Origin of the sequence: Trinickia violacea, assembly GCF_005280735.1 — a bacterium.
Taxonomy (GTDB): domain Bacteria; phylum Pseudomonadota; class Gammaproteobacteria; order Burkholderiales; family Burkholderiaceae; genus Trinickia_A; species Trinickia_A violacea.
The window spans coordinates 1717698-1737174 of the sequence record NZ_CP040077.1 but is presented as its reverse complement, the minus strand read 5'-3'; the positions used below and the strand labels follow the sequence as shown (position 1 = coordinate 1737174).

Here is a 19477-nt window from a genome sequence, read left to right as displayed (position 1 = left end):
GGTTCGATCGAGTCCGAGTACTGGTTACGCTAGTATGCTGTCCAATTCACAGTACGTTGCGTCGCGTCTTTCCATTTCGCATCAATTTCATCGAGTCTTCCGTGATGAGTCCGTGTCGTGACGCCTGATAAGGCGAGACTCACCACGTAAATCTCCCCTCCGAATCCGTTTCGACATCGGTGCTATAAGGCTTTGCGAAAGATCATTTACGAGAAACCTTACGTTGATCCTCTCAGCGTCCCCGTCGCGCTAGAGCGTCGTCCGAAGAAAATAAAAGTGCGCAAACAAACGACTGGTGCATCGCACACCCGCCCCGGCAACGAGTATCTCATCCAGCTCTACTCCCGCAACGATCGGTCAATTCTGTTCCGCCCGCTGGAACAGAGGCTGCAGGCGCAAGCGGATCAATTGAGAATAGTCGTCAGCCTCCAAGCGTGGACTAGCTATCGCGAACGTTCGTCAACCGGATTTCCTTAATTCGATTCCGCTGTTCCATTGTAAAACTACGTGGCTGCAACCCAGCTTGCCGGATAGCTTCAGCGTAATCGCCCAAACGTTGCTCCGCCGCCAGAGAGGCAAGCCAAGAAATAACCCGTTCGAGGTAGGTCTCTCGCGTCTCCACCAATTCCGCCAACACGACCAAAAAAGACTTGCTCGCATTATTCAAGCGCCTCTGAACCCCTGCTTTTTCTAGCATAGCGACTCGTGTCGCCCGAACCGGAGGCTCGATCTGCATTAGTTCAAGCCTAGCTTCGCGAATCTGGTCAAGTGTCGGTTCAATGACCCTGTACGAACTCCTTGGACGCCATGACCGGTGCTTCCGATTAAACGTTAGCAACCACGCATGGTCACACCTAGACAGCGCCTTGTATACAGCTGGATCGGCTCTAGCGGCCGAGGTAATGCGACTTTCCGATGGAGCATTTTCGACCGAGTGGCGCCACTTCGAGCGTGACTTCCGGATCTCCGCGGGAGACAGCGTCTCAACACTCGTGTATCCCTCCCTACGTGCCCAATTAAGAGCCGTCTGACGACACAGACGCAACTCTCGTGCTGCGCGTCTGATGCTAATCCCTTTTTCCATCAATAGAGCAAACCGCTTATGGTATCGAGCTCCGTACAAGAACGGGATCACTCGCCTAGCACCACATTGAGATACTTCTAGCATCCGATACGATATTCCACAAGAACAAACCAGCTTCCACCCACCCGACCTCCTCAAAGGCCCAGCAAATCTAAGAACATCAGTATCTCGATGCAAAGCACCTCCGCATACTGGCGCTTCGAAAACCGGAACGACCATTCCCCATTCACGTGAGGAGGCTGATGATCTGCATCGCGTCGCTGGCGCGAACGATCCTGGCAAGGCGACGTGGTGTTCAAGAAACGACTCTGCCGCGATAAACATGAAAGGGTGAGGAGCTTCGCGAGCGCTTGCGCGTTCTGATAGGCCGTCCAACCATGTGGAAATTTTCCGCTCATTCATGTTGGTCAGCTGACAATATTCGGGGCCAAAATAATTCAACCACTCCGAAATCACAACATCACGTTTCAACGCAGAATCCCGACGTGCAAATCCTGCATCTCGAAACAAATCACGATATGTCTGCATCGGCTGATATGTATTACCTGACGCTCTCTGTCGAGCACTTCTCTTAGCAACATCCTCAATAGCGTCTTTTTCCGACGATGAGATTCGAGGCAGGATCACCTCATCAGAAGGATGCGTCAATCGTACGAACGTCGGATCGACATAGCTTTTAGCAAATGCATGCCGCACTGCTTTCAACATGCACGAATGCGTAACGCAGCAGTACACGCCGGCCAACTGATGATCAAGCTTCCAATATGGCGCGACCTTTTTCTCACCCCACTCCGCCAGACATTCTTCACAGTATCGTAACGCCGTGACAAGCTCCCCTTTCAACCCAGAAATTCTCAGCCTAGCGACCTGACTCGTGGGTAGACTAAGCATCTTCCGGAGTAATTTCTCTCTCATTGAGGGCGAGGCCATCATAGTTGCGTAACGGAACTCCGTGTGGCTTTCAATTATCGTTTCCGCCTGCATGTTCCAGTAATCACGCACCTGCTCTGCAAGGTGAGCAACCCCGCTTGGCAGTCGTGTACCAGGGTCACAAAAATATCCAAAAAGCCGTCGCCTCAAGGTCACAGTAGATGCAAGACCCATGTACTCCGCATAGCGTCCAAAATTGCTTCCAAGAGTCTCACCTTCGCTAAGCGGAAAAAGCGCAATTGCCATCGCATCGCTCCTCGTCGACCAAGCTCAGATCTGGCGCGGCCTTATCGTCGGTATTTACTACCCGGATCTCCGCAAGCTCTTTTCGCTCACGAAATTGCTGGCGAGTCTCCACGACCTCCTTCAGCAGCTCCCTGCATTTGGGAAGCTTCACTAGTTGGTTCCGTGTACCTCTCGGCACTCGAGATACCATCAAAATACTAATCGCGCTGACCCACCTGGGTGGTATTTCACAACTGATCGCGTCGGCAGCCGCTCGCAGTACACCCACGTATGCACTGTCACGGCGTGCCCAATCGACCCTTTGCACAATTGACCGAGTCGCGTTCGTGCGATGCTCAGCTAGCCATTCTCGGTCATGCCTGAGAAGCGCTCGATAGGTCGGCCTCGCCATACGCCGAGCCGACGCAACCGAACCGAAGCGTTCGATCGCTTCGAGCCACGCTTGACGGCCTCGCTCAACGTCGAAAGAAGTACGCACGTGCTTCTGCTGAGACCACGTCGGGGAACTACCGCGACAGAGCCTTCGTGCGGTCATCACGCTAACGCGCAGCTCGAGGGCTATCTCCTGAACCGAGAGCCCCTTCCCCGTGAGATTTGTGGCCATGCCGTGGTAACAGTGGGCATACCGCCAAATCTGATCAACGACCGACGCATGCCCGTCCAGGTGAAATCGAAAGCTGGACCCGCAGACGCATTTGGCGGTCCCGCCTGTCTCGCCTTGCCACACAAGGTTCCCCTTAAACACGCCAGCCTCATGCTCGGGTGCGTCGCACGGACACTGAACTACGACGTTCTCCATAGGACGACGTCTGTTTCGCACCCCTGATGCGATAAACTGCTGCAGCAGCACGTGCGAAACGGTCGGCGCGACCGCTTGGCCCAGACAGAGTAACGGCACAAGCCAGTCACGCGCTTCCTGCCCAGTTCGAAACAGACCTACCCAATAAAGAAAAGGCTCACCAAAGTATTCGACAATATCGGTCGACAGCTCGTCTAATCGACAATTTCCGCCCCGGTACGTGTAGCCCGTACCCTCCAGGCAGCGCTTGTAATGAAGGCGCAGATCGAAATAGCTTGATGGTGCAGCGTGCGTCAGTATCTCTTCTGACTTCTTCGCCACCCGAACAATGGTTTCGATCTCAATCGGCCTTGTATGCCCGAATTCAATCTGCCGCCCTCCCTCAAAAGCAGTGGGAAACGCGCTTGCACCGTCAACGTGGAGCGTGGAAGCGCGAAGCTCCGAGCAGGTCAGCAGGCTCTCGTGCTTCGGGCACACCGCGACACCCGGCAGTTGATGAACCCGTCTGAAATACGGATGTCGCCAGCTGTCGCGATCTTCCCGAATGCATTGTCGGCAATATCGAAGCGTCTCCAAATTTGTATAGCGCCCGAACCCAAGGCCACACCGGTTACGAATCCGACCAGAACTCCGTGTCATGGCCGCAAGAACATTCATCGAGACGCGAGGCGAGCTGCTAGCGACGTAATACGGCATCAGCGTCAGTTTCTCAGCAATTTCCGTCGCTGCCATGCCCCAGTAGTCAGATGTCTGTTCGCAGAGTCTTTCCAGACCACTCGGCATTGCCACTAGCGACGTTGCCTGGCACCCAAGCAATGACCTCAGAAATTCGTACCGTTTCGCAACCTTTTCCTCGGAAAGATACTCCACAATTAGGTTACCTAATAATTCATCAATATATGGGCGTCTCAATGCAATTGCCATCGTTCCCTCCGGTTCTGGACCAGGATTGGTACTTTCAGCCACCAGACGGCCACAACCGACACGTGCTATATGAGCACTGCTTTCGGCTTCTTTTCGCACCGCTTTAGCGACTCTCGCTGCGAATGCTTCCGGAAGTACCGTCTCGCTGCCTCAGCGCTCAAATCCTCCGTAGATGCTGAAGGAAACTCCTTCTGTACCTCATCGATGAGTGAGGATGCGATGTCCTCGGCGACACCCAACAGTAGTAGTCGGGAGGTAGCATCGATGGCCGACTCCGCCTTGTCATGCTCCATAGCCGCCTGCTGGTACATGTGGCGCCTCGCTTCCGATTCCGTGGATGCCACGATGTCTTTCAACGTGTCCCCCAGCAGGTCTTCATACTGAGCCATCCTGGCCTTATTTCCCGACCGAATAGCGGCCAGAAGCGGTCTCAAACAATCCATCCTCTCATCAAAGGTGTCGCGAAGAATCTGTCGAGAGAGTGTCTCAACACCGGTATAGATTGCGTTGTATTGAGCAAGCTGGTAAAGGGGAATCGCGATACCAGGGAGGCCTTGCGTCAGCGCATACAGATACTGCCGAATGCTCCGGGAGAGTGGTGCCGCATTCGCCAGCCACTGGTATTTCTCCAACTGATCACAGAACCGATTCCAGTCCCGCATATCTTTCATGCCATTCCACGTGATCACACCCTGGCTGCTGATGCGTCGCGCCGACCGCAGCGTCTTACGGAAGAGCCCAGCAGCCTTCGGCGTCCCACTTACGATAACTGGTATTCCAACTACGTTGGTGAAATTGACGAAAAAGTCAAAGAGCGGATCGTTCCTTACCACAGCTTGCAGCGCATTCTGCATCTCATCGAGGATGATGAGTCCAGTGTAGTGGCGTCGCGCCACACGGTGCAGCTTGTTTGCGTAATCCGCCAATGTGGCCCGCGTTCCGATCTCGTCCAGGCACTCCGTGCCGAGCAATTCATCGAACGTGAGCAACAGCAATTTGATAGTGTCCTTCAGGCTCGCGCTGCGAGGGCAGTCGATTTTGATCCACACAACCTGATTGATTCCATACCTGCTGTGGTGGATGACTTTCGGCAGAAATCGCAGTGCACCCTCTAGCGCCGTCGTTTTTCCCGCTCCAGACAGTCCAAAAATCCCGGCGCAATACGCGTGAGACCGCTTATGGGGGTATATTGGGATAAGCTTATTGTCCTGCGCACATGTGTATCTTTCGCAAGCTCCCCGGGAACCGACATCGGACACTGTTTGGTCAACATAGTGCTGGCGTATGATCATCTGCACGATGTTGACGATTTCCAGATGGGCTGGCAAAGGAACAAACAGACGCGACAGGCGGCCAATTGTGTTCAGCCGATATTCTTCTGGCCGAGAGCGCTCGTCATCAGAATAGGCCACGGGAACGGATAGGGATCGCAAAATCGATTTGCTATCCCACAACGGTCCTAATGCAGAAATGAGAGGATTTTCCTTGTACTCTTGCGGCAGATCACCCTGGTAGTATTCCGCCTCCACAGCCTGCCGGCACTGTCTGACAGGGGCTTGTTGAATTCGCCGCCCACTCGTCGCCTCCCTTTTCTTCGCAGTCTCATTAGTCACTTTGACCTCCTAATCATCTGAACTATCAATCAACTCACGTGCACGCTGCTCCCGAAGCTCCTTCGTGGACAACTGAGCGCCTCCGCCGATTGGCGCGTCGCTTTCACGGACCGGCTTCTGGTTCACGTCCCCTTCTTCGTCGTAAGTCTCCCTGCGTCCATCCACAGACGTTGCCGACACGTCCGAACTCCTTCCACAAAAGCTCTTCAAGGGGTTGCACTCCCTCTTAGATCTCTTTCCCCTCGAACCGGACACGCTTCGTGGGTTACCGTCGACACACCTCTCCATTTGACGCGTTTCATCCATGCAGTCGATATCGGGCCGAGTCATCCCGGAAGCAATCAACGCTGATTTCGTCTCTGCTACGGCGTCTCGACCAATCTTTGCAATGTTGTAGGTGGTCATCGCTCGGTGCGCCTCTCCCGCTTCAAGAGCCATCCCAACGTTCGTTGCATTGAGATCCCTGTATATTGCTAACTCCTGGTGCGTCAAGCCAGTGAAGTCGTCCCGCTCGCCCTCGATCAGAGGGCACGAGATTGGTGTACCTAGCCCGAGTAGTTCGATGCTGCTGTTATCGGCAGAGTCGTAGCAGATTTCAACGGATGAATCGCGCTTATTCTTGCTGCGATGCATGGCCTGCCTTTCAACAAGCGACAAAGTCGGGCACTCGTAATGCAGGCCGTTGTGAAGAATGCCGTATCCATCGATCGGCACCGTCGCGGATGGTATTACCTTTGAGCGAAAATCCGCGACACCTATATGCCTTCCGTAGCCGTTCACACCGATGCCGTACGACCATAGATTCAGTGGCGTGGGTGCATGTCCCGCATCCACCATCTCAGGGGGCGTAGGGTAGCCAGCGATTACATGTCGGTTGTAGCTCAATACAGCAAAGAGAACAACACGCCGGATCTCCTGTATGTTGAGCGCCGCATGATAGGCAGGGTGTTCGCAACCACGAGCGAAGGATTCTTTCTCGACAATTCCCGGCAATAGTGAATTCCAGATTGCGGGGATGATGCGAAAGCGCAGTTCCATCACACTGCGCAGGTCTGGCCGGTACGCAGGTGCATTCTTGACCTCAACCCGAAAGACTCCGATGAGCGGATGAGCTTGATGAACGCTGCTCACCTCGCCCTGGTCTGCGTAAAGAACCTCACAGAGCCGATGTGCTGACCACTGGTTCTCGGTAATTTCAACTCCCAGTGAGCGACAGAACTCCACTTTCGGCGATATCGCATTAACAAGCGCCATCATCGCCCCATTCCAACTGGGTGGGTCAAAAGTTACATAAAACCCGACAACCATTGCCGACCAGTCATCGATGACTAGATAGAGTACCGGCCTCCCGATAACTCTGGTTCTTAGAATTCGGCCGACAAGATAGATATCGAGGATCGTTGCGTCGATGTGGTACTGTTCACCGGGGCCGCGGGAATTTCTGAGCTTTCCAGTCAGAGGACGCTCGCGAAGAAGATAGTTCTTTAGCCCGATCTGGTGGATGCGTCGCTCCTCATAGGTATAGTTTTGGTAGATGTAATACTGGAGCTGTCGACGTGTAAGAACAATGCGTCTATCGAGCTCGAGCTCGACCATTTCTTTCTTCTCGTTGTAGACCACCCTGTCGCATAAGAATTTGGCTCTTACCCACTCCAATGCGATATCCATCGTTTTCTGAGATCTCTTACCTTTTGCATACTCGAACGAATGGTAATAGTCGGCGGCCAACTGAAGCAGTCGATTGACCTCTTTGCTCCTCGCAGATGCACTATACGTCCTTCTGGTGGCCTTTCTTCCTGGATGGTTCTTCCATTTGCGTTGCTTACCGCGCCCCCCGCAGCGGTCATAGTCGTCCGCTGCCGCATCGGGTGTCATCCCCTGCTGGCAAAAACGTCGGAAGGTCCGGTAGACCTTGGATGCTGAGACTTTGACGACTTCGCGGAAGCGTGCGATACGCTTGGCCCGTGTTTCACGGTGAAGCATTTCCTCAAAGGCATCGCCATGAATGGAAGGCAACGCAGGTGAACCGTCTTCACGGACCGGTTGGTCAAACGTTAGTAACGCGGCGATAAGTTTCCATCCATCCGACTGGGTGGGGTCTTGAGCTATTCCCCGGTATTTTTCGGCGCGTCTTGTGTAGACGAAGGGGGGGAGATTCCTTCGTTGGGAAACGACTACTGGCAACTGTTCGAGTTTCTCGAGCGCAAGTTCTGCCTCTACGTTTGATGACAGTCTGAGCAGCACCTCATCGGTTTTGAGCTTGAAAGGCTGAGCGTGACGGCTTGCGGCCGATTTCGCCTCATGCTCAATATCGATAAGGTGAGTCCAACGCTGCCCAGCGCCGGTTTTCAAGACGATGTATATGCGGGTGCCGTTGCGCTCTTTAACCACGTCCCCGACCGCAAGGTCCGTCACCGAGTTCGCTTTCACTGGCATAACAAACTCCGATATCCCTGTCGATAGGTTGCCTCACCGTGCCTTATGCGCTGAGCACCACCAGAGTTCCTCAAGGCGAAGCTGGAGCGGGTCCACAGTTTCCAGGTCGAATCGGATGCGCTTCTCTCCTGCCAGTTGACGAAACGCCCGTATCCCCGAACCAACTGACAGACCAAGCCATCGGTCGACATAGCGACACGCCTCTATCACGGACATCGATCGACGCGTTCGAATGAGTATTTGGATCGCACGCCGGGCCGCAACTTCTTCCTCCGTCAGGTCTCTCCCCACCGTTTCATTGGCCGCGCGGAATATCCATGCCAAATTCTTTGACCGATTAGCGTGCATGCCACGAGCCGTCACGGCCCGATAAGATGCCCCCTCGTCTTGCCAGGTTTTGCGCTCAATTTGTTGTGCACGCGTCAATGGAGTCGTTCCGTTGCCCGATGCCGATTTGACGGACCATGCCTCGCGACTGTACGAATTACGATTTCGGATGACAAGAACCAGATCGGTACTGAGCACTGCGGGCTCACGAGTTCCACTGTATGTCGGATGGTCAAGATTGACCGACGCCGCGGCTCGTTGCGTCTTTTCCCTGTCGAGGGCGTGCTGGTCAAATATCGTGACGACGCAGGAACGCCACCATGCTTCCAAAAATACAGCATGCTCTGCCTCAGACATAAAATGCAGTTCGTCTGCAGCGCCTTTCTCACATGCCAGCCTGGTCTTAATTCCCGAGCCTGGCATATCTCTTGTGTGATACCAGCGAATATATTCACCAGCCTTCTTCGCCGATTCTTGCTCTGCAAGCTTTCGCGCAAGCGTTTTCTTTCGCATCCTTACAGTTCGCGTAGTCACAATGAACCTCCAGTCAACTCATATTCGATCGATCTCGTCGATAAAGCACGAATTGATTTAAATAGGATACCTATATTTACTAAATTAACATTCTGAATTTATCTACTAATCGGCATCAAAGTCACCCGGAAAACGGATTCACAACCTGGCCGACTCACTGTCACCATAAACCGAGTCGCTCCGGAGATCTCACTAGTGCCTCGTTTTCATCCGACCCTTGTACCTTACGGAAATACAAGCATGCTGGCGTGACCAGAAATCGGTTGCATTAGCAGTTCGGTCTACCGCCTTTTAGGGATGGAATTGAGTACTCGTCTTGCACGGAGGCGTACTCGTCAAGTGCATCCTGTCGTGCCTCATGACTGAGGTCGGAGAAACGGCGCACTTTTGGGGGATCCAGCGACGCGATGCGAACGGACAGCTCCACCTTTTCGGCCAATAACTCCATGACGTTGCAGAGAGGCACGCACATGTTGCGGCCATCTTCCGTCACGAACAATCTTTCAGGATGGTCGTCTCCGGTACCCAATATAACCCTCCACTCCTTTCCCTCGTTGTGCAGGGTCGTCCTCGGCGGACAGTCCCCAAACCTCGGCAACGGCAAAGTCTTGTGCTCCCAGGGAGGGGACCGCAGCATCTGGCCGGCTTTGACAGATACCGCATCACGGTAGAGCAGGAACGACGCCATATCGCCGGTGCGGTCCCGGCACAGATCGGCGCGTAGATTGCCCTGAGCCAACGCAGTCAGCAGGATATCGGCCTCGTCACCGTGGCGCACCGTCATGTCACTATAGCTGAGTGGCCTGTCATGCAAGCAACGTCTGAGCCCTTCGACAGTGTTCGAGGCGAGCACAGGTATCTGCTCTGCAATGAAGTCCTGTAAATATCGCAAGTTCTCGAGAAAGATCCGCGGCAATTCACGGTTGTTTCGTACCCGATGCTCAATGCCAAACTGCGTCCGATTGTCCTCGCAGCTTTTGTCGTGCCAATGGTGCGCTTCGTCTCCCACGAAGCGCCCAGTCTTTAAGCATATCGCTGCGCTGCCTCGCAACGTCCGGGCCGTAAGCCAAAAGGTGCGCTGCATCTTCGCGGAGTTACGTGAGACGACTGAGCGGATACCCCGGCACTCCAATGCCGCCGCACACGGGATGTCCGAGCGGATCGAATCGATCAATTGGAGCGCCCCATCCGGCAAGCGGCGCTGATCAAAGTATCGAGCCAACTCGAGGGAAGCAAACATGATGACCTCTGCCCAGCATCGGATGCTCGGGACGGGGACCGTCGATCCCCAACACTGGCGATCCTCGCCCATGGGCGAAATACCGTCGACCTTGAAAGACCTCTGACGAGGTATGAACAAAATAGGCAATATCGTCCGTCTGTCAAATCGCAAATCCCATCGCAAGGCGTGTTGACATCAGCAACTGTTTCGACGCCGGCAGCTAATCGAGGTATGACCTCGCGATCGGCGCCTGGCATGATGTCAAAATAACAGGTCCTTATAAATGCAACACATTTTACTTCGCATTCCAAATTACATGGGACATCAAGTCACGAAACAGTAGGAAATTGTTCTCGCCATTCATTTTGTATAAAATTAATTCTGCGGAAGTTATTAATATCCGTCTCACACGACGGAGTTTTGGCTCGATTTTTACAATTTTTGCAACGATTGGATTGGTAACCACGTGGGCGCCGACACCCCTACTGATGAAATGATTTGTTATTTCATTGGAGCCCGTAGCGCATTGTTGCAGCTCGGTCAACGCTGTGTACGGTGTGTCCGCCGGCGGTTCCAAGCAGCGCGATGCACAGTCTGCGCAGATCCGACGTTCCCGATACCAAACGGTTTGAAGCCGGCCGATCCGAAGCAATCGAGGCCCAGGCTCAGCAGATAACTGGATTTATCCGTTATTCAGGAAATTATTGCCTTCAAATTAGAATTTCATTGCGCCGCGCGCTCAATAAAATGCAAAAGTATTGTAAAAACTCAGATCTTGGCGATAATCAGATCATGGGGCGCTTTGATCCGGGAGAATAAAGTCCGTCTAAGGGTCCGATCGTGAATCTTTGAATCGAAAGAATCTCGGCTTTGGGCCGCGCTCAAGCGCAAAGTCCGTCACGACGCGCGGAGACCGCGGTTCGACGATCCTACTGAGGAATAAGGTCCGTCTTGCGGCATTTGCGACGCCAAGAACGGGGACATGGATGTCCTGTGCGGCTGATGCCGGGTGCATTGATGCTAAGACGCGTGAACAGGGTTTTGACTTCGAAGCGACCCGGCATCGCCTTGCAAAAGTCGTCTGGCACCGGGCTTTTGTGTTGCTTGGTGCCCGAGCACCGCGCCCAAGTTGAGTTCATCGGCAACTTTCTTCAATCGCTTGATCCGCGCCCAGATGGTGATGCCCGAATGTAGCGAACGCGCGTCTTAAAGTTTTGGATCGCGAGTAGAATTCACGCTCGCCAACCGTTTAACAGGATTAACCAAGATGGGAATCCGTCCACTCCACAATGAACACGATTACAGGGTGGCGTTGCAGGGTGCTTCCAGCCTGGTTGACGCAGACCCGGCACGCCGGATGGGGATCTCCTCGAAATTCTGGCCATCCTGGTTGAGCGCTACGAGGCCGAGCACTTCCCGCTCGATCTTCCCGATCCCAATGACGCCATCAAATTTCGCATGGAGAAGGCCGGACTCTCGGCGAGCGACATGCAGCCGTATATCGGTAACCTGAATCGGGTTTACGAAGTGCTCAATCGAAAGCGCAGGCTCAGCCTCTCGATGATTCGCCGTCTCAACCGCGAATTGAAGATTCCCACCGAAGTGCTTCTCGGATAGGAAATCGAGAGGAAATGCGGGAAAAAGCGAAGACGAGAAAAGCAATGAAGAATCTTTCCGGCGGTTTTGTATCGGCGCTACTGTTCACAACACGCGCAACCCGTGCTGGCCTTCACATTGCAGCGTTTGCGTTGCGGCGATAACCTGGCCTTGTCGCGAGCAAGTGGTCGCTTGCCTCGTGGAATATTGGATCGAATAGCACACTGTCGTGCCCGAGTGCGATAGCTGCGTAGCGCCATCAGATGCGGTTCACTTTGGAGCTTGGATGCTTCGCCGTTGGCCAATACCGCAGCTTGCGTTGATATCACCCCCTGTCACGCGTGGCGCGGAGACAAGGCAATGCGCGGCGCCAGGCACCGGGCTGAGCAGTTAGTCACGGTTTCGAACCGGTAACTGGACGGGCAGTTGACGGTGAACGCTAGTACTTTGTCCGCACACCTGCAAGCTGAACCATCGACTTCGCCCAGTCAACACATCGAGGAGGGACACGATGAGTGAAATCAGCGTTCCAGACGATTTCCCTAGAGCGGGGCGATCGGGAGCGGTATCTGGTGCCCAGACTAAATTCCTTGCTCGGTTGATCGACGGCAAATTTATCACCGGACTGACGGACGAAGAGCTCCGGGAAAGATATGTGGCGTGTGAAGATCTGGTACAGCAACTCGCACGGTATGCTGCGCAGAAGCTTGCGGACAATCCCTCGTCGCCGGCGGACGAAGTTCTTGACCGTGTCAAGGCTGGTGTAAGGAAGAAAGTTCGGTTAGGGACGTGGACTCTCTCCAGCGCAGAAATAGACTGGATTATGAATCGCGTGCGAAGGATGCTTTCGGATAGAAACGCCCTGTAGTGTCATACGGGCACGTTTAGCGACAACACCGAGTCCGACCACGGAGAAATCAGGTGCGATACGCATCGGCATGACGCGCCACAAGGAGTCCTGTGGCAGTTGGACCGGCCCATCCTGCCTGTGAGCGACATCCGATGCAATCGGAAAGCCGGGGATCTTCCGAAGTTGTATCAGGCGAAGTATCCTTCGTCGATTAGCGTCAGAGCCTCCTCGACAAGTCGGGCGCCATGCTCCATGGTGACCATTTCGAGCGCGGTCTTGCCGGCAAACTTGGTTTTTCGGCCGCGCAGCCAGGTCAGTGCCTTTTCGCGACTGCCGAATACGACCTCTGCCTGGGCGACCACCCTCGCTAGACGGATGGCCTTGTCGGATTCGTCCTTGGATAGGCGCTCCCCGTTGCGCCGACGCCGAGATAGCGTCCGACGATGAATAATGAACAGTAGCTCCTCAGCCTTTAGCCCGTGCGCACGGAAGCGGTCCACCACGTCCGCGTCGACACGCTCCTGGGCTAATACGGCGAGATTGAGGCTCGACCGAATCGGTGTCTGAAGTAGGTCTCCAAGCAACGAAAGTTCAGTGTTGCGGGGATTAAAGCGACCAGTCGGGCGGAATTCAACGATCGACATGAGAAGTTGTGCGCAAGACGTCCTCATATTTTAGGAAATTCTCTGAACATTGCACGCTACCCAGCTCTGCCTGACGCGCGCGGTCGAGTGAACGCCATGACACCACCTACAAGTGGTAGCGAAAAGGCCGGAGTAGTGCATCCAAAAAATAGATGCCGCAAGCAAATGTCGAAGATGTCTAGACCGTCTCCCATTCGCACCGAATGCTCTCACGACGTCGGCAAATTTGGCCGGGCGACAGGCGCTTCGAAATTGGTGCCGTCGGTTCACGCGCCCTGACTTGCCGTGCCGGTACGCTTAAGCCCGATGCGTTCGTCAAAGCGCAAACACAATTCGATGTTCGCCAACAGGCTCGACTGGATATCGTTGAACTACTTTTGACTAGGTCTGCGAAGGATAGCGCGGTTGTCGAGCAGTCGTCCTGACGTCAATCATATGCGACTGCAAACACGGCGTCCGTGGTTCCTGCCTCTCTAGTCCGTACATTGGGCCCTCCGAAATATGCGTCCGTAGTATTACGCGTGCCTGTGATAGGGATAACCGCACGCGGTCCCGTGGAGGGGCCTAAAATGTGATCCAAGGGAAACTCTGCTTTCCTCAGGCCCTCAACTGATATCGGGTCGCGGACGTCACTATTGGAGCAGGCGCAGCCACTGTGCGGGCAGCAAGGAACGAGGAGTTGGTCAATGAGTGCGCTCACTTCGCCGCACCGCGCGGCAATCGATTTCCGCGACGAACTATTGAGACATCACTGGCCAGACGATCGCCGAGTAGCCAAATATCTCAAAGCGCCGTTCGGAGCGGACACTGAGGTATTCTTGGCAGATGCGCGCGCTGCAGGTCTGCTCCTCGGTGTGTGGTCTGAGTTGCAGCGCGGGTTCGTCTACCCGGAGTTTCAGTTTGACCGGTTCGGAAGGCTACGTCCAGAGGTCTCCCAACTGCTTTCTGCGTTGCCTAAAGATGGTGACGACGCAGGATGGCGGCGAGCGTTTTGGTTGTATTCGCCGCATGCGCTTCTAGGTGGCCTGCCGCCAGCGGAGCTCTTCGTCAGCGATCCAGAACGCGTGTTCAAAGCAGCCCAACAGGAGTTCGCGGGCGATCGCGATTCGATATGGTGACGGTAGTCGTGATGCAGAGTTGGCCGAGTCGGTCCGCGCTGCGACGCGCCGTCGAGCGGTCGTGCACCAAGGTCGAACATGCTGATTCCCGGAGCGCATACATCCTGTTACTGCCCCGAACCTTCAACTCACAGAGGCATCGACTTCAGACGTGTCGTGGTCGGAATGGCAACAACGGTCGGTTCATGTCATCAGCAAAGTGCATGGCATGACGAAAGTCGACTGGCTATTCATGCTCTCTCGAACAGGAGGTGTCTCATATGCTGGACGAAAACGAACGCCGAGGCATTATCACCGAACACCCGGACCAGATGGCCAGAATGAAGAACTGTCTAAAGGAAGTTCAAGTCGACGCCTCGGATGCAGACGTCGTTCTCGCATGGGCAACGTATTCAGATCGTGTGATGGCATCGTGGCTGCTGTTGCCCGAGAATGACCGCGAATTACGCCAGATCTTGTTGGCCCATCTTCCTCACCAACCGAGCAAGCGACCGCACCTGAATTATCGGGTGATGGAGTTCTGTAACCACGGGGGGATTTGGCGTGAAATCCGAGAGGTCTACTATAGCCATGACCGCCCTTGCGCCTATTCATCGACAGGTGCGATTCTCTCGTGGACTGTCGAAGAGGGGGATCAGGCCGCACTGGAGATTCTCGATCGGATGCGGGCCGCGTTGGCGCAGCCGATCCTGAAGCCGGAAGATTTCTCGAATAACGCGTGAATAGGAAAGAGCGGAATCGCTAAGCCGACCCGTAGCCGCCTGACAATCGCCGATAGTTCAATAATGGCAATGGCCGGAGGCTATGTGAAAACGCACGTCTGACGTTCCGGTCGAAAAACTTCTCCTTTCAGATCGCGCTGTATTGGCTTGGTTACAGTTCGGGAAGGGTAAAACGACACCCAAAAATCAGGTAGTTTTGCGTTTTCATACGGCCTCGCCGAACACTTGCCCTCTCCGGTCACTTCCCCTATGCACGAAGGCCTAGCGCGCTTCCATTAGCCGCGACAAGGCGGAGGTTATCGCGGCTATCGCCTCCGGTACCCAGCGCGCCCCACGCGGGTCCTATCGTGACCAAATCTCCGCATGTATAGCCGCTCGTGGAGCAGCCCCCCCGAACGGACTCTCCGCTCAGCGCCTCTATCTGGTCGACCGCGCGCTGCATGTGGCTCGTGTTCCACACCATCACGGCATTGGAGAGCAGCGCCATTGCTTAGGATACAGCCGCAAATGAGTTATTGTGCCTGGTCAGTTCCGGTGGAATCTTGTCGATGCGGATCGCCCGCTACACCGGATGGACCGCCTCCCCACCATTGAGCACGTGCTGCAATTCGGCGCGAAATGCAGCATTGACGAAGTGATCGATCAGGTAAATCGTGCGGAATAGCCGCTCGATATGGACGCCGCCATCGTATACCGGTTGTCCGCGTGCAGTTGAAGCGCGAGAGCGCTTGCACCGCCGTGCATTGGTCGGTGGGCAACGAGGCAGCAACTCACACTGCAAGTGATCGAGCGACTGGCCGCGGAGAATCCTTCCTTACCGCGACAGAACGCGATATATCGGGACTGTTAGCACCGCAAACATCGCCGATGCGCTCGAGTCCTTACATCGTTAGGTTTGGATCAACGAAACCTCCGCGACGCGCATAGCCGGTCTTTCAGCACTTGGCGGGAAAATGCACCATGTGCCGTCACGGTGGCGAAAAAAGAAGATTGCAATTGGACCCGCCGCGTTGACTGCCTCGATGCAAACGTAGCGTCCGTTTTTCGATCGCCCGAACTTTCTGACTTTAACGCCTTTTGCTGTATCCGGTGCCATCCAATCCTCAACCATCGTTCTAAGTGATCTTCCTGCGCTCGCCATCAAGTTCTCCTTAATGCCTGAATGCCACGGTCGAGCAGACCAGACAACAGAAACTGCTCAGAAGAGTCGCGGCTGAAGTGGCGAAGCAGACGTCAAGCCTCCGTCAACTACGAAGCACTGGCCCGTGACAAAGCTGGCCTGCTCAGACGAGAGCCACGCCACGATGTTGGACACATCCGCTGGCCTCCCGAATCGTCCAACGGCGTGGCGTGCCAACGCATCTGCCTTGGATTGCAACGGGTCCCTCGCCAACGCAAAAGCGGAATCAGCCATGGCCGTCATGATCCATCCAGGACAAACGGCATTGCAGCGCACCTTGGGCCCATGATCCACAGCAATTGACCGGGTCAGGCCATGCACGAATGCTTTGGACGCGTTGTACACAGCCATCGAAGGATCGGCGTTGATGCCAGATATCGAACCTATGTTGACGATGCTTCCGCCTGTCTCCAGCATGGAGGGCAGGATAGCGCGGCACATATTGAACGTACCTCTGGCATTGACGCCCATAAGAAGGTCCCAGTCTTCGTCTGAAGTCTGGATCAAGCTTTTTTCGATTTGGATACCCGCGTTGTTGACAAGTACCGAGGGCGGTCCAAGACGGTCAAGGGTACATTCCACAATCCGCCGAGCATCCGTAGCCCTCGATACGTCTCCTTGCACCCATATCACGGCAGCGTCCAAGTCATCTGGACGAGTCCCACGCCCGCACGCCACCACCCGGGCGCCCTCTGCAAGGAATCTTTCGACCACCGCTTGGCCGATCCCTCTGCTGCCACCTGTGACAATTACGATATCTTCATTCATATAGTTGACATCTGCATCGACTCGGTTGCGCAAACAAAACGAATGACATATGGCTTTAAAAAAGTTGGGCATCGCAGAGATCGTCGCGGCCCAGCAAAAACCGGATGGCTTTCATAGGGCACACGACCTCAATCAACTCTGCACGCGAGAGGCCGATCAGTGCACGGACGGGAACCAGTCGACGATCGGATGCGCGCGAGGATGAACTCCACGGACACATAGGCTGCACAATCGCCGTCGATCCGACAATCAATCAGATGCAGGGTCATGTCGACTGATGCGGCGCGGAGTTCCACTCGCACTCCTTGACGAGCTATCGTATCGATCAGTTCTGCGCTGCCCGCTTCTGCGCGGCGCCGCGAAGACGCAGCACGCTGCCCAGTCCGCTCAGTCGCGCTGCAGACGTCGTACCGGGCACGCGGCCGAAGCTCTCCGTGATGCGATCGAGGATGATCGCAATCAGCACGACCGACAAACCGCTCTCGAAGCCGAGTCCGATGTCGAGACGCTGGATACTTTCGAGCACGTCATTACCGAGACCGCCCGCGCCGACCATCGAGGCGATGATCACCATCGACAGCGCCATCATGATCGTCTGGTTGACGCCTTGCATAATCGAAGGCAACGCGTTCGGGAACTGCACCTTGTAGAGCAGTTGCCAGGGCGTGCAGCCGAACGCTTGGCCCGCCTCGACAATCTCGCGATTCACGTGACGAATGCCGAGGCTTGTCAGACGCACGGCGGGAGGCATCGCAAAAATGACCGTCGACAGGATGCCCGGTACACGCCCGAGCCCAAATAGCATCGCGGCCGGAATCAGGTAGACGAAGGCCGGCATCGTCTGCATTAAGTCGAGCACCGGCCGCACGACGAGCGCGACATACTTACTCTTCGCCGTCCAGATACCGAGTGGTATGCCGATCACGAGACTAATGATCGTCGAGGACAACGTCAATGCAAGGGTAATGACCGTCTGGTCCCAAAAGCCCGTCGCATAGATCAGCATTAGGGAGAGGGTTGTGAATATCGCGAAGCGCAGGCCGACGCGCCACAAGCCGACACCGATAAAGAGCGCCATGAGCGCCCACATTGGGATCGCCTGCAAGCCATGTTCGACGAAGGCGGCAAGCGCTTCGATCGTCCTTCCGATCGCGTCGAACGCTCGGGCGTCGTGATCGAGCACATAACGGATCGATTGATCAACCCATTGACTGAGCGGAATGAGTTCAACAGACATGAGAGCCTCGTGTACGCGTAAGAGCTTCAAGGACCACCGCGCGATCGACGGCGCCGCAATAACGGCCGTCCTCGTCGACGACAGGCAGCGCGCGCGTAGTCGCCATGACCCGCGACACAACGTGGTCGAGCAACGCCGCGCGCGAAATGCATTCGATTTGCGCGACCTTCGATGTCGCACTGCCGAGCGCCTCACGCGCGACAAAGCCTCGAATCTTGTGCTCGGCGTCGAGCACGAAAGCGTAATCGGCGCTGCCGTTCAAGGCCTGCGCAACGTTCGCCGTATCGAGATTCCGCACGAGCGGGACCGCGTCGACTCGCATCAGGTCAGCGGCAGTCAAATAGCGGCTTGTGTCCACGCCCTCGAAGAATGCGCGCACATAGTTATCCGCGGGATTGCTGATGATTTCGTGCGGCGCGCCCACCTGAACGAGGCGTCCACCCTCCATGATTGCGATGCGACTGCCGATGCGCAGCGCTTCCTCGAGATCATGCGAGACGAAGATGATCGTCCGGCGATGTTCCTTTTGCAGTTGCAGCAGAACGTTCTGCATTTCCTTGCGCTTGAGCGGATCGAGCGCAGAGAACGCTTCGTCCATGATCATCATTGACGGATTGACCGCGAGCGCGCGCGCCAGTCCCACGCGCTGCTGCATGCCACCAGAGAGCTCCGATGGCAGCTTCTGACAGAAAGGAGCAAGTCCGACCTGCTCGAGTACAGCCATTGCGCGCGTCTCCCGCTCCTTCTTGCCGACCCCTGCCACCTCGAGACCGAATGCCGCGTTCGAAAGCACAGTGCGTTGGGGCATGAGCGCGAAAGACTGAAACACCATGCTCATGTCCTTGCGGCGCAGCGCAGTCAGCTCCGCGCGCCGCGCGGCGGCGACATCTCGGCCATCGATCAGCACCTTGCCCGCGCTCGGCTCGACGAGCCGGTTGATGAGGCGGATCAGCGTCGATTTACCGGAACCCGAAAGGCCCATCAGCACGAAGATCTCGCCTTCCTGAACGTCAAACGACACGTTGTGTACTCCGACCACCTGTCCAGTCCGCGCCAAAATCTCGTCTTTCGTCGCACCGAGGGCGAGCATGTCGAGGGCTTGTGTCGGATTGCTGCCAAATACCTTGCAGAGTCCATCGACCACAACCTTGGGGGAATGCGTCACGTCCGTCTCCACGGCAGGCGGGAAGCCTGCGGAATTGCTATACATGGTTGTGAGAAAAATACGCCTTTCACCGCAGAATTAC

The 19477-nt window shown here is 55.3% G+C and carries 13 protein-coding genes and 4 pseudogenes; 4 read left to right on the top strand and 13 right to left on the bottom strand.

Features of this window, described 5'->3' with window-relative positions; all coding sequences use genetic code 11:
• Positions 1 to 439: 439 nt before the first annotated feature.
• The 7 genes and pseudogenes from FAZ95_RS39975 to FAZ95_RS07830 all read right to left on the bottom strand — a co-directional run bounded on the left by FAZ95_RS39975 (position 440) and on the right by FAZ95_RS07830 (position 10133).
• Positions 440 to 697, bottom strand: coding sequence for a hypothetical protein (locus FAZ95_RS39975; protein ID WP_254699843.1), 258 nt, complete (start codon positions 695 to 697; stop codon positions 440 to 442).
• Positions 698 to 718: 21 nt separating this feature from the next.
• Positions 719 to 2188 (bottom strand): annotated as a pseudogene (locus FAZ95_RS40670) (TnsD family Tn7-like transposition protein); the annotation flags it as partial.
• Positions 2189 to 2234: 46 nt separating this feature from the next.
• Entirely contained in the window at positions 2235 to 3983 is a 1749-nt protein-coding gene (locus FAZ95_RS07850) for a TnsD family Tn7-like transposition protein (RefSeq protein WP_137331929.1), read from the bottom strand.
• Positions 3984 to 4048: 65 nt separating this feature from the next.
• Positions 4049 to 5596, bottom strand: a complete 1548-nt coding sequence (locus FAZ95_RS07845) for an ATP-binding protein (protein ID WP_137331928.1) — start codon at positions 5594 to 5596, stop codon at positions 4049 to 4051.
• Between the two features lie 9 nt (positions 5597 to 5605).
• The gene (locus FAZ95_RS07840) at positions 5606 to 8032 is read right to left on the bottom strand and encodes a TnsB C-terminal domain-containing protein (protein WP_137331927.1); all 2427 of its coding nucleotides are present in this window, start codon (positions 8030 to 8032) and stop codon (positions 5606 to 5608) included.
• A 33-nt stretch (positions 8033 to 8065) separates the two neighbouring features.
• The gene (locus FAZ95_RS07835) at positions 8066 to 8872 is read right to left on the bottom strand and encodes a TnsA endonuclease C-terminal domain-containing protein (RefSeq protein WP_254699842.1); all 807 of its coding nucleotides are present in this window, start codon (positions 8870 to 8872) and stop codon (positions 8066 to 8068) included.
• 289 nt (positions 8873 to 9161) lie between these two features.
• Entirely contained in the window at positions 9162 to 10133 is a 972-nt protein-coding gene (locus FAZ95_RS07830; protein ID WP_137331925.1) for a hypothetical protein, read from the bottom strand.
• Positions 10134 to 11382: 1249 nt separating this feature from the next.
• On the opposite strand from FAZ95_RS07830, the pseudogene FAZ95_RS07820 reads away from it, so the two are divergent.
• Both FAZ95_RS07820 and FAZ95_RS07815 read left to right on the top strand, forming a co-directional pair.
• Positions 11383 to 11732 (top strand): annotated as a pseudogene (locus FAZ95_RS07820) (helix-turn-helix domain-containing protein).
• A 490-nt stretch (positions 11733 to 12222) separates the two neighbouring features.
• Positions 12223 to 12579 carry a hypothetical protein gene (locus tag FAZ95_RS07815; protein WP_137331924.1) on the top strand — a complete coding sequence of 119 codons (357 nt, stop codon included), beginning with the start codon at positions 12223 to 12225 and terminating at the stop codon, positions 12577 to 12579.
• Positions 12580 to 12749: 170 nt separating this feature from the next.
• Here FAZ95_RS07815 and FAZ95_RS07810 read toward each other — a convergent pair whose 3' ends face one another.
• Complete coding sequence (locus FAZ95_RS07810; RefSeq protein ID WP_137331923.1) at positions 12750 to 13205, bottom strand: MbcA/ParS/Xre antitoxin family protein; 456 nt, start codon at positions 13203 to 13205, stop codon at positions 12750 to 12752.
• Between the two features lie 686 nt (positions 13206 to 13891).
• Here FAZ95_RS07810 and FAZ95_RS07805 point away from each other — a divergent pair.
• The gene (locus tag FAZ95_RS07805) at positions 13892 to 14323 is read left to right on the top strand and encodes a hypothetical protein (RefSeq protein ID WP_137331922.1); all 432 of its coding nucleotides are present in this window, start codon (positions 13892 to 13894) and stop codon (positions 14321 to 14323) included.
• 260 nt (positions 14324 to 14583) lie between these two features.
• Positions 14584 to 15045: a hypothetical protein gene (locus FAZ95_RS07800; RefSeq protein WP_137331921.1), complete on the top strand. Its 462-nt coding sequence runs from the start codon at positions 14584 to 14586 to the stop codon at positions 15043 to 15045.
• Between the two features lie 394 nt (positions 15046 to 15439).
• Here the strand turns inward: FAZ95_RS07800 and FAZ95_RS39970 are convergent.
• The 5 genes and pseudogenes from FAZ95_RS39970 to FAZ95_RS07775 all read right to left on the bottom strand — a co-directional run.
• Positions 15440 to 15815, bottom strand: a pseudogene (locus tag FAZ95_RS39970) (Tn3 family transposase); the annotation flags it as partial.
• Between the two features lie 119 nt (positions 15816 to 15934).
• Positions 15935 to 16186, bottom strand: a complete 252-nt coding sequence (locus FAZ95_RS07790) for a hypothetical protein (protein ID WP_137331920.1) — start codon at positions 16184 to 16186, stop codon at positions 15935 to 15937.
• 57 nt (positions 16187 to 16243) lie between these two features.
• Positions 16244 to 17065 carry an SDR family NAD(P)-dependent oxidoreductase gene (locus FAZ95_RS07785; RefSeq protein ID WP_217497432.1) on the bottom strand — a complete coding sequence of 274 codons (822 nt, stop codon included), beginning with the start codon at positions 17063 to 17065 and terminating at the stop codon, positions 16244 to 16246.
• A 253-nt stretch (positions 17066 to 17318) separates the two neighbouring features.
• Positions 17319 to 18230 carry a choline ABC transporter permease subunit gene (gene choW, locus FAZ95_RS07780; RefSeq protein ID WP_137331919.1) on the bottom strand — a complete coding sequence of 304 codons (912 nt, stop codon included), beginning with the start codon at positions 18228 to 18230 and terminating at the stop codon, positions 17319 to 17321.
• Positions 18220 to 19472, bottom strand: a pseudogene (locus FAZ95_RS07775) (quaternary amine ABC transporter ATP-binding protein); the annotation flags it as partial. The gene choW and the pseudogene FAZ95_RS07775, both read right to left, overlap by 11 nt.
• Positions 19473 to 19477 lie beyond the last annotated feature (5 nt).

Coding starts and splice junctions, on each gene's coding strand:
- FAZ95_RS39975 (WP_254699843.1), bottom strand. CDS start 697: ATGCTAGAAAAAGCAGGGGTTCAGAGGCGCTTGAATAATGCGAGCAAG.
- FAZ95_RS07850 (WP_137331929.1), bottom strand. CDS start 3,983: ATGGCAATTGCATTGAGACGCCCATATATTGATGAATTATTAGGTAAC.
- FAZ95_RS07840 (WP_137331927.1), bottom strand. CDS start 8,032: ATGCCAGTGAAAGCGAACTCGGTGACGGACCTTGCGGTCGGGGACGTG.
- FAZ95_RS07835 (WP_254699842.1), bottom strand. CDS start 8,872: ATGCGAAAGAAAACGCTTGCGCGAAAGCTTGCAGAGCAAGAATCGGCG.
- FAZ95_RS07830 (WP_137331925.1), bottom strand. CDS start 10,133: ATGTTTGCTTCCCTCGAGTTGGCTCGATACTTTGATCAGCGCCGCTTG.
- FAZ95_RS07815 (WP_137331924.1), top strand. CDS start 12,223: ATGAGTGAAATCAGCGTTCCAGACGATTTCCCTAGAGCGGGGCGATCG.
- FAZ95_RS07810 (WP_137331923.1), bottom strand. CDS start 13,205: ATGTCGATCGTTGAATTCCGCCCGACTGGTCGCTTTAATCCCCGCAAC.
- FAZ95_RS07805 (WP_137331922.1), top strand. CDS start 13,892: ATGAGTGCGCTCACTTCGCCGCACCGCGCGGCAATCGATTTCCGCGAC.
- FAZ95_RS07800 (WP_137331921.1), top strand. CDS start 14,584: ATGCTGGACGAAAACGAACGCCGAGGCATTATCACCGAACACCCGGAC.
- FAZ95_RS07790 (WP_137331920.1), bottom strand. CDS start 16,186: ATGGCGAGCGCAGGAAGATCACTTAGAACGATGGTTGAGGATTGGATG.
- FAZ95_RS07785 (WP_217497432.1), bottom strand. CDS start 17,065: ATGCCCAACTTTTTTAAAGCCATATGTCATTCGTTTTGTTTGCGCAAC.
- choW (WP_137331919.1), bottom strand. CDS start 18,230: ATGTCTGTTGAACTCATTCCGCTCAGTCAATGGGTTGATCAATCGATC.